Below are 15,917 nucleotides of genomic sequence, written 5' to 3'. Positions count from 1 at the left end.
GCTGGGCATGTGGGTCGGCAGTGCGGCGTTTCCCACACCTAGGGTGACTTGCATGACGCCGCACAATGCATCAGATGACAGCCGCTGGTCCGACCTGGACCGTCCGCCGCTGAACGCCGCGGCACTGCGGCGCGCGCTGGTCCGGGAGGGGAGCCTGTACAGCGGGGTGGACGTGGTGCAGCGCACCGGCTCCACCAACTCCGACCTGGTCGCCCGGGCCGCCGCGGGGAAGGCGGACGAGGGGGCGGTGCTGGTGGCGGAGGAGCAGACGGCGGGCAAGGGGCGCCTGGACCGCCGGTGGACGGCGCCGGCGCGCTCGGGCCTGTTCTTCTCCGTGTTCCTGCGGCCCGCCGAGGTGCCGGTGGCCCGGTGGGGCTGGCTGCCGCTGCTCACGGGCGTCGCCGTGGCGACCGGGCTGTCCCGGGCGGCGGGCGTGGACACGGCCCTGAAGTGGCCGAACGACCTGCTGGTGACCGTGGGGGGTGAGGAACGCAAGGCGGGGGGCATCCTCGCCGAGCGGGCCGGTGAGGACGGTGTGGTCATCGGCGTCGGCATCAACGTCACCCTGCGGGCGGAGGAACTGCCGGTCCCGCAGGCGGGGTCGCTTGCGCTGGCGGACGCGGTGAGCACGGACCGCGATCCGCTGCTGCGGGCGGTGCTGCGGGCGCTGGAGGACTGGTACGGGCGGTGGCGGGGCGCCGGGGGTGATCCCGCGGTGAGCGGTCTTCAGGAGGCCTACGCGGCGGGCTGCGCGACGCTGGGACGCACCGTGCGGGCCGAGCTGCCGGGGGAGCGGTCGGTCGTCGGCGAGGCGGTGGCGATCGACGGGGACGGCCGCCTTGTCATCGCGACGCAGGCGGGGGTGCAGGAGCCGGTGGGGGCGGGGGACATCGTGCACTTGCGTCCCGCCTAGGGGAAGGCGGCGCCTGGCGGCGCGGCCGCCCGCAGCGCCCCGCAAGGGGCGCGGGCGGTCTCGACATGCGGCTCCGGGCATGGGCGCGACCAGCCACGACGGACCCGCACCCGGCGACGGCGGTGGCCCCCGGACCTCCCCGGCGCAGCCACCGAAGCATGCAGCACGTACCCGGCACCGAGCACATACCCCCGGCCGAACCCGACGGAGTGAGCTGGCGCACACCTGCCGTAGAGTTGAGGCCGGTCGATACCTGACCGCGGCAGATCGGAAGGGCAGCAGGCGTGACCGTCGACGACACGGGCTCCGGCGCGGACGCGGACGGCCGGGTGGACCCTCCCCAGGAACGGGGGGACGCCCACGCCGCCGACCCGGGCGAGGACCCGCTGGCCCTGCGCCTCGAACAGCTCATCCTGGGCGCCGAGCGCCGCTACACGCCGTTCCAGGCGGCCCGTAGCGCCGGTGTCTCCATGGAGCTGGCGTCCCGGTTCTGGCGGGCCATGGGCTTCGCCGACATCGGGCAGGCCAAGGCGCTCACCGAGGCCGACGTGCTCGCTCTGCGCCGCCTCGCCGGTCTCGTCGAGGCGGGGCTGCTCAGCGAGGCCATGGCGGTGCAGGTGGCCCGGTCCACCGGGCAGACCACCGCCCGTTTGGCCGAGTGGCAGATGGATTCCTTCCTGGAGGGCCTGACCGAGCCGCCCGAGCCCGGGATGACCCGCACCGAGGTGACGTACCCGATCGTCGAGCTGCTCCTGCCCGAGCTGGAGGAGTTCCTGGTCTACGTCTGGCGGCGCCAGCTCGCCGCCTCCGCCGGGCGGGTCGTGCAGTCGGCGGACGACGAGGAGATGGTCGACCGGCGGCTCGCCGTCGGCTTCGCCGATCTGGTCGGGTTCACCCGGCTGACCCGCCGGATGGAGGAGGAGGAGCTCGGCGAGCTGGTCGAGGCGTTCGAGACCACCGCCGCCGACCTGGTGGCCGCGCGCGGCGGACGGCTCATCAAGACCCTCGGCGACGAGGTGCTGTACGCGGCGGACGACTCCGGTACGGCCGCGGACATCGCGCTGCGCCTGGTGGAGACGCTGGCGAACGACGAGACGATGCCCGAGCTGCGGGTCGGCATGGCGTTCGGCACGGTCACCACGCGCATGGGTGACGTGTTCGGCACGACGGTGAACCTGGCCTCCCGGCTGACGTCGATAGCCCCCCGGGACGCCGTGCTGGTGGACAGCGCCTTCGCCGAGGAGCTGATCCGCACCGGCGAGGCCCCCGCCTCCGAGGCGGAGGCGGCCGAGGCCGCGGCGGCCGCCGAGAAGGAGGGCGAGGAGCCGCCGAAGTACCGTTTCGCGCTCCAGCCGATGTGGCAACGTCCGGTGCGTGGGCTCGGCGTGGTCGAGCCCTGGCTGCTGGCACGCCGCGACAGCCAGCCGTAGACACCCTGTGGTGCGCCGGGCAGGGCCTAGCGCCCGGTGCCGTCGGCTGCGTCCACGCACAGGCCCAGCACCGGTACGCACAGCCCGCCGGGGCCCTCCGGGTCCGTCGTGCTCCCCGTGGGCGCGGGGGTGGTCGGCGCGGGCCGGGTCGTCGTCGGGGCCGGGCGCGGGGCGGACGTCGTCGCCGGGGGCCGCGGTGTGGTGCCCGGGGTGGAGGCCGGAGCGGTCGGGAGGCCGGTCGCGGCCGGGACGGCCGTGCCTCCCGCCGATGTCGTGGGCGCGGCCGGACCGGTGGGTGTGGCCGAGGGTGTCGGCGCGAGGCTTCTGCCGCCCATGGCGGACGTCGCCGAGGGCAGGGCGGTGGGACCGGCGAGGACCGTGGCGTCGGTGTTCGCCGCATGGCCCGTGGCGCTCCCGCCCGCGCCGCCGCGCGGCTCGGCCTCCGCCGTGCCCGGGGCGCCGACTCCCGGCTCCGACGCGACCCGGACCAGGCTGAGCACACCCGCCGCCAGGGCGAGACCGCCGGCGGCGAGCAGCACCTTGCGGGGGCGTGGTTTGCGGTGCCGTCCGCGCCGTACGGGCTCTTCTGCCCCGTCTTCGGTGCGGGCCTGTGCACGTATCGGTGCCATGGTTCCCCTCCCCGGTTCCCCTCCCGGCCGCGCCGCGGGCGTGCCGTGGCGGACGCACGCTATGCGCTCCTGTGGGCGATGTGGGGTGAGACGGCCGGGATGTCACTCGAACGGGCGTAGCCCCCTGGACTTTCCCGGAATCGGGTACGGCTGCGATGATCGGGCCGTCAGTGCGTTAACCCGCGTTAACAGATCGGCGGAGGGTGTCATGGGCGAGGAGCGGTTCGGGGAGTTCGTGCTGGTGCGGCGGCACGGTCACGTCGCGGAGCTGGTCATGGACCGGCCCAAGGCCATGAATGCCGTCTCCACGGAGATGGCCCGCTCCCTCTCCACCGCGTGCTCGGCGCTGGCCGGGGACCGGGACGCGCGGGTGGTGGTCCTGACCTCGTCCCACGAGCGGGCGTTCTGCGTCGGCGCGGACCTGAAGGAGCGCAACTCCTTCAGCGACGCGGACCTGCGCCGCCAGCGGCCGGTGACACGCGGTGCGTACACCGGGGTGCTGGAGCTGCCGATGCCGACGATCGCGGCCGTACACGGCTTCGCGCTCGGCGGCGGTTTCGAACTGGCCCTGTCCTGCGACCTGATCGTGGCCGACCGTACGGCGGTGGTGGGGCTGCCGGAGGTGTCCGTGGGCGTGATTCCCGGCGGTGGCGGTACGCAGCTGCTGCCGCGCCGGGTCGGGGCGGCGCGCGCGGCCGAGCTGATCTTCTCCGCGCGGCGGGTGGAGGCGGCGGAGGCGGCCGAGCTGGGGCTGGTCGACCGGGTGGTGGACGAGGGCCGGGACCGCGAGGAGGCTTTGTCCATGGCCACCGGTATCGCCGGCAACTCGCCGGTCGGGCTGCGCGCCGCCAAGCGGGCGCTGCGGCTGGGGCAGGGACTCGATCTGCGGGCGGGTCTGGAGGTCGAGGACGCCGCGTGGCGGACCGTGGCGTTCTCTGCAGACCGCGCGGAGGGCGTGGCGGCCTTCAACGAGAAGCGCAAGCCGGAGTGGCCGGGCGAGTAGCACGCCGTGTGCGGCAGCGCCCCGAGAGGCGCTGCCGCACAGGCATCCACCTGATCGCCCCGCCAATGTCCCGAATCCCTCAAACTCTCCCTAACCTGGAGTAATGGGTGAGGACAAGCGGCTGGCCGCAGTCGTGGCGCTGGCGCAGGGCATGGCGGCGGCGCACACCCCGGCAGGGGCCTGGCAGGCCGCCGCGCTCGGCGCCTGCCGAGCACTGGACGGCAGCTTCGCCGCGCTGTCGGTGTGGGAGCGGGAGCTCGGCCGGCTGCGCGTCCTGGTGAACGTGGGGGACCGGCGCCCGGACGAGGAGGAGTTCCCCGAGTCCGAGGCCTACCCGGTGCACCAGTTCCCGGAGATCACCGAGTTCCTGCACGAGCGGTGGGCCGGAGGGGGCGGAGCGAACGCGTGGGTGGAGACCGCCGAGGGGACCGCCGCCGGCACACCCGGCTACTTCCATCACCGGGTCGCCGCCCTGCGCCGCCGCGGCCGGGGCTGTTGTGTGGTCGCGCCGGTCGTGCTGCACGGCAGGGCCTGGGGCGAGTTGTACGTCGCCCGGGCGGTCCGGGCCCCCGTGTTCGACCGGGCCGACGCCGACTTCGCGACCGTGCTGGCCGCCGTCGTCGCCGCGGGGCTCGCGCAGACCGAGCGGCTGGAGGAGGCCCGCCGGCTCGCGTACACCGACCCGCTCACGGGGCTCGCCAACCGCCGGGCCGTGGACGTGCGTCTGGAGGAGGCGGTCGAGCGGCACCGCGCGGAGGGCGTGGTCGTCAGCCTCGTGGTCTGCGACCTGAACGGGCTGAAGCGCGTGAACGACACGCTCGGGCACGCCGTCGGCGACCGGCTGCTGGAACGCTTCGGCTCGGTGCTGTCGCTGTGCGGCGCCATGGTGCCGGGCGCGCTGGTCGCGCGGCTCGGCGGGGACGAGTTCTGTCTGCTGGCCGTCGGGCCGGCCGCCGACGACGTGGTCAAGGCCGCCGATGAACTGTGCCGCAGGGCGGGGGAGTTGGAGCTCGGCGAGGGAGTGGCGTGCGGGGTCGCCTCGACCCAGGATCCGATCGGGGAGGTGCGGGACGCGCGGCGGCTGTTCCGGCTCGCCGACGCCGCCCAGTACCGGGCCAAGGCCCTGGGTGCCGACCGGCCGGTGGTGGCCGGGCGGGAGGGGCCGGAGGATCCGGTCGTACGGCTGGCCGACGAGCCGCCGCACATGGCGCCTTCCGAGCGGCGCCGGTTCCGTGGGCGCCGGCCATAGGCCGAGGTGCCCGCGGTTGAGGCGAAGCCCACACGGATGGGTAAGGGTCGCTGCCGTACTCCACTAGTGACATCTCTGCATTCAATGCGTACGCTCCTGAATATGGATATGCACACTGTGGTGGTGGGGACGTCGGGTGTCACGGCGTCCGACGTGCTCGCCGTGGCGCGAGGCGGTGCCCGCGTCGAGCTGTCGGCCGAGGCGGTGGCCGCCCTCGCGGCGGCCCGCGAGATCGTGGACGCGCTGGCGGCCAAGCCGGACCCGGTCTACGGCGTGTCGACCGGCTTCGGCGCCCTGGCGACCCGGCACATCAGCCAGGAACTGCGCGCCCAGCTGCAGCGCAACATCGTGCGCTCGCACGCCGCCGGCATGGGCCCGCGGGTGGAGCGCGAGGTCGTACGGGCCCTGATGTTCCTGCGGCTGAAGACCGTCTGCTCCGGACACACCGGCGTACGGCCCGAGGTCGCGCAGACCATGGCGGACGTGCTCAACGCCGGGATCACCCCGGTCGTGCACGAGTACGGCTCCCTCGGCTGCTCCGGCGACCTGGCCCCGCTGTCCCACTGCGCCCTGACCCTCATGGGCGAGGGAGACGCCGAAGGGCCCGACGGGGTCGTACGGCCCGCCGGTGAGCTGCTCGCCGAGCACGGGATCAAGCCGGTCGAGCTGCGCGAGAAGGAGGGCCTGGCCCTCCTCAACGGCACCGACGGCATGCTCGGCATGCTGGTCATGGCCCTCGCCGACCTCGACACCCTCTACAAGTCCGCCGACGTCACCGCCGCCCTCAGCCTGGAGGCGCTGCTCGGCACCGACAAGGTGCTGGCGCCCGAGCTGCACGCGATCCGCCCGCACCCGGGGCAGGGCGCCTCCGCCGCCAACATGCTGGCGGTGCTGCAGGGTTCGCAGCTCACCGGGCACCACCAGGACGACGCCCCGCGCGTCCAGGACGCCTACTCCGTGCGCTGTGCCCCGCAGGTCGCCGGTGCCGGGCGCGACACCATGGCGCACGCGCGGCTGGTCGCCGAGCGGGAGCTGGCCTCCGCCGTCGACAACCCGGTCGTGCTGCCCGACGGCCGCGTGGAGTCCAACGGCAACTTCCACGGCGCGCCCGTGGCCTACGTCCTGGACTTCCTCGCCATCGCGGCGGCCGACCTCGGCTCCATCGCCGAGCGCCGCACCGACCGGCTGCTGGACAAGAACCGCAGCCACGGCCTGCCGCCGTTCCTCGCCGACGACGCCGGTGTCGACTCCGGGCTGATGATCGCCCAGTACACGCAGGCCGCGCTGGTCAGCGAGATGAAGCGGCTCGCCGTACCGGCCTCCGCGGACTCCATCCCGTCCTCCGCCATGCAGGAGGACCACGTGTCCATGGGCTGGTCGGCCGCGCGCAAGCTGCGCACCGCCGTCGGCAACCTCACCCGGATCATCGCCGTCGAGCTGTACGCGGCCACCCGCGCCATCGAGCTGCGCGAGGGCCTCACCCCGGCGCCCGCCTCCCAGGCCGTGATCGAGGCCGTGCGCGCCGCCGGTGTGCAAGGGCCGGGCCCGGACCGGTTCCTGGCGCCCGACCTGGCCGCCGCCGACGCGTTCGTGCGCGGCGGCCACCTCGTCGCGGCGGCGGAGTCGGTCACCGGCCCGCTGCGGTGACGCCTCCGCAGTAACGTCTCAGCACGAGAACAGGGGCCCTGCCGGTGCAGGGCCCCTGTTGTCGTGTCACTTCAGCTTGGCCTGCTGGGCCTTGACGACGGCGGGCGACACCGCGTACGCCTTCTTGGCCATCATCGCGCCGAGGTTCGAGGTGAAGTACACCGACAGGTTGTTCCCCAGCCGGAGCACCTCGGCGTGGACGGGGGCCGCGTCCCCGTCGTCCGAGTCCATGGTCGCGGTGAACGCCACCGCCCCGTCCCCGGTGCCCGTCGCCCTCTCCTCGGCGACCTTGGTGAACCGCACCTTCGTGCCCGCCTGCTGGGCGGGGAAGCCGCTCGCGCAGTCCTTCACCGCGGCGGAGACCGACGCGAGGGCCTTCTCGGCGCCGTCCCCGTCGTACGAGGCCAGGGTCACCGTGGTGAGGTCCCGGTCCAGGGACCTGTGCATCGCCTCCTCGAACTTCCCCTCGTCGAGGTCGTCCAGGGAGGTCGGCTTGGCGCTGGGGTCCTTCTTCTGCTTCTCCGTGGCCAGGCGGTCGGTCCTGGCCGGCGCCTCGACCGGCGGGAGCCCGCTCAGCACGCGGACCAGGGGCCGGCACGGCGCGCTGTCGGTGGTGATCGCCTTGGCGCGGGCGGCGGGCACGGCTCCCACCGTGAACCCGGGCACCTCGCCCTCGGTGATGATCAGCTTCTTCAACTCCGTGGCGCTCAGCGCTTTTGCGGCCGTAGCGGAGTGCTTCGCGTCCCCGCCGGACGAATCCCCGCCGGAACAGCCCGTGACAAGGGCGAACGACAGCGCACCGACGACTGCTGCGGCGCACGGCCGTACGCCCGATGATCTCTTCATGGCCGAACTATGTGGGAACCGTCAAAGGACCGTCAAGGGCAATTAAAAGCCCATGCGTTCGCGGCGCACCGAATAGACCACGAAGCCGGCGCCCACGCCGAGGAAGAGGGTGCCGCCGACGACGTACGGCGTGGTGTCGATGCTTCCGGTGTCGGCGAGTTCGGTGTCGTCCGCCGCCTCCCGCGCGGTCTCGGCGGTCGCCTGCGACACCGCCCTGGCCTGCTGGGTCAGGTGCGCGGCGGAGGTTTCCGTGCCCGCTCTCGCCGTCGAGTCCGCCGAGGAGCCCTGCGACGCGTGCGCGGACGGGACGAACCACAGCGCGCACAGCAGAGTGCCCGCGGCGGTGGCGGTCAGCAGCGGACGGCGAGCGGATGACACGGAATATCGATCCCCTTGTGACGCTGGCGAATTGGCCGTGGGCAGCGATGTTAGTGAAAGTGGCGGGTCACAGGAAAGTCACAGGAGGTTTCGGTCGTACGCTCGCGCCATGAACGCTGAAGACACATCACGTTTTGTACGGCTTCGGGTGGAGCTGGTCCTCGAGGTGCACGACGAGGGCGAGGTCACCAAGGCCGCGCTGCGCCGGCTCGCCGCCGACCCGGAGCTGCCGGCGGCGGAGCGGACCCAGGCCGAGGGCGCTGTGACGGAAGACACCGCGGAGGCCCTGGCGTATCTCGTGGACCCCTTCGACCTGGTCAGCGAGGTGCCCGGGGTGGAGCTCCAGCAGGCGTCCTGGTCGAGTGAGCGGATCGACTACGACCCGGACTCGCCCGACTGGGACCTGGACGAGGAAGATGGGGCCGGCGACGAAGAAGAGGACGGCATCGGCTGAGCGTTACGGGGCACTCCTGACCCCGGACGGCAACCGCCGTCCGGGGTTTCGTCGTCCCAGGGGACGCACGGACCGACTCCCGCACCATCCGCGCACCGCGGACGTGGTGTGCCCCACAGATCCACTGGATGTGGAACGGGACGGCACGGCCGTAGCGTTGAAGGTTCCTGCGGGGGACTCTCGGGATTTCTGGCGACTCGGCAACGATGGAGAAGCGTGTGATGACGGACAGTAAGCGGCGCAAGGGCCTGATGGCCGCGTCCGCACTGCTCGGCGGTGTCCTGGCCCTCACCGGCTGTTCCGGCGGCGGCAAGGCCAAGTCGTCCGACAAGGGCGAGTCCTCCCAGGCCCAGGCCGACGCGGCGGCGGCGAAGAAGTCCTCTCAGGCGCAGATCACGATCACGCCGAAGGACGGCTCGAACAACGCCTCGATCAACAACTCCGCCACCGTCACCGTCAGCAAGGGCACCCTCACCGGCGTCACCATGACCACCGAGGACGGCAAGACCGTCGCCGGTCAGCTCTCCGCCGACAGGACGAGCTGGAAGCCCACCGTCCAGCTGCAGCGCTCCACCACCTACAAGGTCGCCGCGCAGGCCAAGGACGCCCAGGGCCGCATAGCCAACGAGAACGCGTCCTTCACCACCGTCTCCCCGGCCAACAGCTTCATCGGCACCTTCACCCCGGACGACGGCGCCACGGTCGGCGTCGGCATGCCGGTCTCGATCAACTTCGACAAGGCGATCACCAACAAGGCTGCCGTGCAGAAGGGCGTCACGGTCACCTCCAGCAGCGGCCAGGAGGTCGCCTGCCACTGGTTCAACGCCAACCGCATGGACTGCCGCCCGGAGCAGTACTGGAAGGAGGGCTCCACCGTCACCCTGAAGCTCGCCCTCGACGGCGTCCAGGGCGCGCCCGGCATCACCGGCGTCCAGCAGAAGACGGTCACCTTCCACATCGGCCGCAACCAGGTCTCCTACGTCGACGCGAAGACCAAGCAGATGAGGGTCACGCAGGACGGCAAGGTCGTCAAGACCATCCCGATCTCCGCCGGGGCCCCCGGCCACACCACCTACCAGGGTCAGATGGTGATCTCGGAGAAGTTCAAGCAGACCCGCATGAACGGCGCGACGGTCGGCTTCAAGGACTCCGACGGCAAGGGCGAGTACGACATCAAGGACGTGCCGCACGCCATGCGCCTGACCACCTCCGGCACCTTCATCCACGGCAACTACTGGGGCGCGCCGTCCGTCTTCGGCAACGTCAACACCAGCCACGGCTGCGTCGGTCTGCAGGACGTCAAGGGCGCCGGTGACGCGAACACCCCGGCCGCCTGGTTCTACGGCCACTCCCTGATCGGTGACGTGGTCGTCGTCCAGAACACCGGCGACAGGACGGTCTCCCCGGACAACGGCCTCAACGGCTGGAACATGGACTGGGCCCAGTGGAAGGCCGGTTCCGCCGTCTGACGGTTCTGCCCTGCGACGGTTCGTCGGCCCGACGACCCGTCGCACAGCTCCCGGTGCCGCCCTTCGAGGGCGGCACCGGCGTTTTTAGGACCCGCTATATGCCGGGACGCAGCCTTCTCATGCATCTCTTATGCCGGCCTTAGGGTGCGGTCACGGTCCGCCCCTAGCTTGCGGGCCATGTTCTTCACCTACCTGAGGCGCGAACTGCGCCGCCGCAGAAAGGCGGCCCTCGTCGTCGCCTCCGGCCTCGCGCTGGGCATCGCGCTGGTCATCGTGGTCAACTCCGTGTCCAGCGGCATGGGGAAGGCCCAGGACAAGGTCCTGCAGTCGCTGTACGGCCTGGGTACGGACATGACCGTCACCAAGGCGGCCACCCCGACCGCGGACGGCTCCGGGCAGCCCCGCTTCCGCTTCGACGCCCGGAACAACGACGACAAGTCCTCCCAGAGCAGTGACCGGGTCCGGGTGCAGGGCTTCACCACCCTGGCCTCCACCACCGTCGACAAGGTGGCGGGCCAGAAGGGCGTCTCGCAGGCCGTCGGCGGGCTGAGCCTCAACGTCTTCCGGGTCGACGGCTCCTTCACCCGCGGCCAGTTCCAGCAGAGCGGCGGCGGTGGTGGCTTCCAGCGCGGCGGCGAGGGCGGGCAGCCGCAGGGCGAGGTCAAGGGCGGCGGCGCCGACTTCAATATCAACCAGTACACGGTCTACGGCACCGACGTCACCCACATCGGGCTCGGCCCGCTGACCTCCTCGAAGATCACCGGCGGCCGTACCTTCAAGTCCACCGAGACCGACGCCAAGGTGGCCGTGGCGGACTCGGCGTACGCGAAGACGAAGAAGTACAAGGTCGGCTCCACCGTCACCATCAGCGGCACCGAGTTCACGGTCATCGGCATCGCCACCGCGAACAGCGGCGACTCGGCGGCCAACCTGTACATCCCGCTGAAGCAGGCGCAGACCCTCGCCGGCGAGAAGGACAAGGTCACCACGATCTACGTCAAGGCGACCGACTCCCAGAAGATCGACTCGGTCAAGAGCGCCATCCAGAAGAACGTCTCCGGTACGACGGTCACCACCTCCTCCGACCTCGCCAAGACGGTCTCGGGCTCTCTCTCCACCGCCTCCTCCCTCGCCACCAAGGTCGGCAAGTGGCTGTCCATCGCGGTGCTGGTGGCCGCGTTCCTGGTCGCGGGCCTGCTGACGTCCTCCGCGGTCTCCCGCCGCGTCCGCGAGTTCGGCACGCTGAAGGCGCTCGGCTGGAAGTCGGGCCGGGTGACCCGGCAGGTGGTCGGCGAGGCCGTCGTCAACGGCCTGGTCGGCGGCGCCCTCGGCATCGCCCTGGGCCTCGCGGGCGCGTACGCGGTCACGGCCGTCAGCCCGACGTTGCAGGCCCAGTTGGGTGGTGGCGGCGGTGGGGGCGGCTTCGGCGGCGGTCCCGGTGGCGGCGGTTTCGGGGGCCCCGGCCGCCAGGCGGCGAAGTCCCTGGAGGTCGCCCTGACGGCCCCGGTCAGCGTCACGACGATCGCGCTGGCGGTGGCCCTGGCGGTGGCCGGTGGTCTCATCGCCGGTGCCTTCGGCGGCTGGCGCGCGTCCAGGCTCCGCCCGGCGGACGCGCTGCGCCGAGTCGAGTAGCCGAGGCCGGCTGCGCAGCGCCCCCGAAGGCCCACCACCCTCCCCAGGAGCCACCGTGTACGAACTGACCAACGTGACCAAGCGCTATGCAAGGGGCAAGGACACCGTCCACGCCCTCGACGGAGTCGACCTCACCATCGCCGACGGCGACCGGCTCGTCATCCAAGGCCCCACCGGTGGCGGAAAATCCACCCTCCTGCAGATGCTCGGCGCCCTCGACCGCCCCACCTCCGGCGAAGTCGTCCTGGACGGCACCGACCTGGCCAAGCTCAGTGAAGCGCGGCTGACAAGGGTCCGCAGCGAGAACATCGGCTTCGTCTTCCAGTCCTTCAACCTCATCCCCACGCTCACCGCCCAGGAGAACGTCGAGACGGCCCTCGTCCCGCTCGGCATCAAGGTCAAGGAACGCCGCGAACTCGCCGCCGACGCACTGAAGTCCGTCGGCCTCGGCGAGCGCCTCTCCCACCTCCCCGGCGAGATGTCCGGAGGACAGCAGCAGCGCGTCGCCATCGCCCGGGCCGTGGTGAAGAAGCCCAAGGTGCTGCTCGCCGACGAACCGACCGGCAACCTCGACGAGGGCATGCGCGACGAGATCATGGACGTGCTCGAACGCCTGTGGGAGGAGCACGGGTTGACCTTCGTCATGGTCACCCACGACTCCGCGATCGCGAAGAAGGCCCCGCGGCTGGCCACCATCCGCAAGGGAAAGATCACGGTAAGGGAGAACGCCGGCGCCTGACGCTTTGTAACAGCGGTCCGCCCGCGGCGTAACAGTTTTCCGTCGCTCTTTCTTACCGTCCTCTCATCCATTGAGACGTCTGATCACCCCCCGGCATACTGCGTGATCCGGGGGGTTCGACGTGCCTGCGACGTGTGCACGTACGAGGCCGGCCCGGCCGGTGCGAACGGGGAATTCGCCCGGCACTCCATCTCCAGGGGGAGAACTTGCGCAGACAAGTGAAAAGAGCTGCTGCGGCCGGTGTCGCCACGGCTGCAGCCGTCGCCCTCGCAGCGGGTATGACCAGCCCGGCGTCGGCGAAGCCCGCGGAGCGCGCGCCGACCGCCGCCTCCGCGCTCACCGCGAAGACCCATGTCACGCTCATCACCGGAGACCGCGTCGCGCTCGACGCCAAGGGCCGCATCGTCGGCCTGCAGCGCGCCAGGGGCCGCGAGCACATACCCTTCCAGGTCCGCAGGACCGAGGGCCACACCCTGGTCGTCCCGGTCGACGCGGCCCACCTGGTGGCCTCCGGCAAGCTGGACCAGCGCCTGTTCGACATCACCGAGTTGAACAAGACGGCCACCCGCCGGGCCCAGAAGGACGGCCTGAAGGTCATCGTCGCCTACACCGGCTCCGCCCGGGCCGCCCAGGCCGCCAGGGCGGACGTCCGGGACGCGGGCCGTCTGCGCCGCAGCCTGAGCGCCCTCGACGCCGACGCCGTACAGGCGCCGGTCAAGGACACCGCCGGGCTGTGGCACGCCGTCACCCACGGGAACGACACCGCCTCCGGCATCGCGCACGTCTGGCTCGACGGTGTCCGCAAGGCCTCCCTCGACAAGTCCGTGCCGCAGATCGGCGCCCCGGTCGCCTGGAGGGCCGGCTACACCGGCAAGGGCGTGAAGGTCGCCGTCCTGGACACCGGTGTGGACACCCGCCACCCGGACCTCAAGAACCAGGTGATCGCGGCCAAGAACTTCTCCGGCGCCGCCGATGCCACCGACCACTACGGGCACGGCACCCACGTCGCCTCCATCGTGGCGGGCACCGGCGCCAAGTCGGGCGGCAAGTACAAGGGGGTCGCCCCGGACGCCAAGATCCTCAACGGCAAGGTCCTCGACGACACCGGCTCCGGTGACGACTCCGGCATCCTCGCCGGCATGGAGTGGGCGGCCCAGCAGGGCGCCTCCGTCGTCAACCTCAGCCTCGGCGGCTACGACAGCCCCGGCACCGACCCGCTCGAGGCCGAGGTCGACAAGCTGTCCGCCACCAAGGGCGTCCTGTTCGCGATCGCCGCCGGCAACGACGGCCCGCACTCGATCAGTTCGCCGGGCAGCGCGGACGCCGCGCTCACCGTCGGCGCCGTCGACAAGAAGGACAGGCTCGCCGACTTCTCCTCCACCGGCCCGCGCCTCGGCGACTACGCCATCAAGCCCGACGTCACCGCGCCCGGCGTGGACATCACCGCCGCCGCGGCCAAGGGCAGCGTCGTCGACCAGGAGGTCGGCGAGAAGCCCGAGGGCTACCTGACCCTCTCCGGCACCTCCATGGCCACCCCGCACGTCGCGGGCGCCGCCGCGATCCTGAAGCAGGAGCACCCCGACTGGGGCTACGCCGAGCTGAAGGGCGCGCTCACCGGCTCCGCCAAGGGCGGCGACTACACGCCGTACCAGCAGGGTTCGGGCCGTATCGCGGTGGACAGGGCCATCGGCCAGTCGGTGATCGCCGACCCGGTCTCGGTGAACTTCGGGCTGCAGCAGTGGCCGCACACCGACGACAAGCCCGTCACCAGGAAGGTGACCTACCGCAACCTCGGCGGCAAGGACGTCACGCTCACCCTGAGCAGCACCGCCCTCGACCCCAAGGGCCACGCGGCCCCCTCGGGCTTCTTCCGGCTCGGCGCGACCAGGCTGACGGTCCCCGCGCACGGCAGGGCCTCCGTCGACCTCACCGCCGACACCAGGCTGGGCGGCACCCTCGACGGCGCCTACTCCGCCTACGTGACCGCGACCGGCGCCGGCCAGACGGTCCGCACGGCCGCCGCGGTGCAGCGCGAGGTGGAGTCGTACGACATCACGCTGAAGGTCATCGGCCGTGACGGCAAGCCGGCCAGGTTCTACAACGCCGGCCTCAGCGGTGTGACCGGACTGGCGAGCGGCACGGAGCTGAGCCCGTACGACCCCTCCGGCACGGTGAAGGTGCGCGCGCCCAAGGGCACGTACATCCTGAACGCCGCCGTCTTCGTGGACAAGGACGGCACCAAGGGCACCGACTGGATCGCCCAGCCGAAGCTGACCGTCTCCAAGAAGCAGACCGTCACGATCGACGCGCGCAGGGCCAGGCCGGTGGACATCACCGTCCCGGCCACGGGGGTGAAGTCGCAGTTCGCCGCGCCGGGGTACTCCCTGACGATCGGCGACGGCGAGTTCAGCTACAACTGGTTCCTTGACTCGTACAAGAACTTCCGCACCGCCCACCTGGGCCCGCGGCTGCCCGCCGGCCGACTGTTCCAGCAGTGGGACGGCCACTGGACCAAGGGCGCGGGCGAGGAGTACGACGTCACCACCGGCGGCCCGGTCAAGCAGCTCGCCACCGGCTACACCAAGCACTACAAGGCGAGTGAGCTGGCCACCGTCAAGGCCCGGCTCGGCGCCGCCGCGCGCGGCAGGACCGGCTCGATCAGCCCCATCGGCTGGCTGCCCGGCAGCTCCGGTGCCTCCTCCATCGACATCCCGCAGAAGCTGCCCGGCACCCGCACCCTGCACGTGTCCGCGGGCGGCGGGGTCCTGTGGGACCTGGACTTCAGCCAGTACGGCGGGCGCGACCAGGACGGCTTCCCGATCCAGGAGGCGAGTTACACGCTCGGCCAGTCCACCTTCAAGGCCGGCCACAGCTACACCAGGACGGTCAACACCGCGGTCTTCGGCCCGCACGTCGACAAGGACCTCGGGCTGTTCCGCAGCGGCAACGAGATCTACGGCTCGCTGCCCCTGTTCGCCGACTCCGGCAGGCACGCCGGGTACTCGGAGTTCACCTCGGTGAACACGACCCTGTACCGCGACGGCACCAAGGTCGGCTCGAACGCGGACCCGCTGTTCGGCAACGAGGCCTTCAAGGTCCCGGCCGGTGACGCCGCGTACAGGCTGACCACCTCGGTCAGGCGCTCGGCGAGCGTCGCCCCGGCCTCCTCGCGGATCGACGCGGCCTGGACCTTCCGCTCCAAGAACGTGTCCGGCACCGCGGTGAAGCTCCCGGCCTCCGTCCTGCACTACGGCGTCACGACCGGCCTGGACAGCCGGGTCCCGGCCGGCCGGACGGTCGGCTTCCCGGTCACCGTCGAGGGCTCGGCCGCGGGCGGGAACCTGAAGTCCCTGGCGGTGTACGTCTCCTACGACGGCAAGACCTTCACGAAGGTCGACGTCCGAGGCGGCAGGATCACCGTGAGGAGCCCGGCGAAGGGCAAGTCCGTCTCCTTCCGCTCCGTGATCACCGACAAGCAGGGCAACACGTCGCAGATCACGGTCTACGACGCGTACTTCGGCAAGTGAG

13 protein-coding genes are annotated in these 15,917 nt (G+C 71.8%); 10 read left to right on the top strand and 3 right to left on the bottom strand.

The window, feature by feature from the left end; translation table 11 throughout:
* Positions 1 to 52: 52 nt before the first annotated feature.
* On the top strand, positions 53 to 913 hold the full coding sequence (locus tag LMU33_RS15875; RefSeq protein ID WP_228621035.1) for a biotin--[acetyl-CoA-carboxylase] ligase: 861 nt from the start codon (positions 53 to 55) through the stop codon (positions 911 to 913).
* Between the two features lie 284 nt (positions 914 to 1,197).
* Complete coding sequence (locus LMU33_RS15870) at positions 1,198 to 2,343, top strand: adenylate/guanylate cyclase domain-containing protein (RefSeq protein ID WP_228621034.1); 1,146 nt, start codon at positions 1,198 to 1,200, stop codon at positions 2,341 to 2,343.
* A gap of 26 nt (positions 2,344 to 2,369) precedes the next feature.
* Here LMU33_RS15870 and LMU33_RS15865 read toward each other — a convergent pair whose 3' ends face one another.
* A complete protein-coding gene (locus tag LMU33_RS15865; RefSeq protein ID WP_228621033.1) occupies positions 2,370 to 2,972 on the bottom strand; it encodes a hypothetical protein in 603 nt (200 codons plus the stop codon).
* 208 nt (positions 2,973 to 3,180) lie between these two features.
* Here LMU33_RS15865 and LMU33_RS15860 point away from each other — a divergent pair, with 208 nt between their 5' ends.
* From LMU33_RS15860 to hutH, 3 genes are all read left to right on the top strand, one after another.
* Positions 3,181 to 3,975 (top strand): enoyl-CoA hydratase/isomerase family protein, encoded by a 795-nt coding sequence (locus LMU33_RS15860; protein ID WP_228621032.1) that lies wholly within the window; start codon positions 3,181 to 3,183, stop codon positions 3,973 to 3,975.
* Positions 3,976 to 4,078: 103 nt separating this feature from the next.
* The gene (locus LMU33_RS15855; protein WP_228621031.1) at positions 4,079 to 5,224 is read left to right on the top strand and encodes a GGDEF domain-containing protein; all 1,146 of its coding nucleotides are present in this window, start codon (positions 4,079 to 4,081) and stop codon (positions 5,222 to 5,224) included.
* A gap of 108 nt (positions 5,225 to 5,332) precedes the next feature.
* Positions 5,333 to 6,871, top strand: a complete 1,539-nt coding sequence (hutH, locus tag LMU33_RS15850) for a histidine ammonia-lyase (RefSeq protein WP_228621296.1) — start codon at positions 5,333 to 5,335, stop codon at positions 6,869 to 6,871.
* Between the two features lie 66 nt (positions 6,872 to 6,937).
* Here hutH and LMU33_RS15845 read toward each other — a convergent pair whose 3' ends face one another.
* Positions 6,938 to 7,717 (bottom strand): hypothetical protein, encoded by a 780-nt coding sequence (locus LMU33_RS15845; RefSeq protein WP_228621030.1) that lies wholly within the window; start codon positions 7,715 to 7,717, stop codon positions 6,938 to 6,940.
* A gap of 42 nt (positions 7,718 to 7,759) precedes the next feature.
* On the bottom strand, positions 7,760 to 8,095 hold the full coding sequence (locus LMU33_RS15840; RefSeq protein ID WP_228621029.1) for an LPXTG cell wall anchor domain-containing protein: 336 nt from the start codon (positions 8,093 to 8,095) through the stop codon (positions 7,760 to 7,762).
* A gap of 109 nt (positions 8,096 to 8,204) precedes the next feature.
* Between LMU33_RS15840 and LMU33_RS15835 the strand changes: the two genes are divergently transcribed.
* The 5 genes from LMU33_RS15835 (at position 8,205) to LMU33_RS15815 (ending at position 15,916) form a co-directional block, all read left to right on the top strand.
* A complete protein-coding gene (locus tag LMU33_RS15835; protein WP_228621028.1) occupies positions 8,205 to 8,549 on the top strand; it encodes a hypothetical protein in 345 nt (114 codons plus the stop codon).
* 221 nt (positions 8,550 to 8,770) lie between these two features.
* Positions 8,771 to 10,018 (top strand): L,D-transpeptidase, encoded by a 1,248-nt coding sequence (locus LMU33_RS15830; RefSeq protein ID WP_228621027.1) that lies wholly within the window; start codon positions 8,771 to 8,773, stop codon positions 10,016 to 10,018.
* A 177-nt stretch (positions 10,019 to 10,195) separates the two neighbouring features.
* Complete coding sequence (locus LMU33_RS15825; protein WP_228621026.1) at positions 10,196 to 11,650, top strand: ABC transporter permease; 1,455 nt, start codon at positions 10,196 to 10,198, stop codon at positions 11,648 to 11,650.
* A 55-nt stretch (positions 11,651 to 11,705) separates the two neighbouring features.
* A complete protein-coding gene (locus tag LMU33_RS15820; RefSeq protein ID WP_228621025.1) occupies positions 11,706 to 12,389 on the top strand; it encodes an ABC transporter ATP-binding protein in 684 nt (227 codons plus the stop codon).
* A gap of 278 nt (positions 12,390 to 12,667) precedes the next feature.
* Positions 12,668 to 15,916, top strand: a complete 3,249-nt coding sequence (locus LMU33_RS15815; protein ID WP_249813844.1) for a S8 family peptidase — start codon at positions 12,668 to 12,670, stop codon at positions 15,914 to 15,916.
* The last annotated feature ends 1 nt before the right edge of the window (position 15,917 follow it).

The organism is Streptomyces barringtoniae (assembly GCF_020819595.1).
Taxonomy (GTDB): domain Bacteria; phylum Actinomycetota; class Actinomycetes; order Streptomycetales; family Streptomycetaceae; genus Streptomyces; species Streptomyces barringtoniae.
This window is presented reverse-complemented; position numbering and strand designations above follow the sequence as displayed.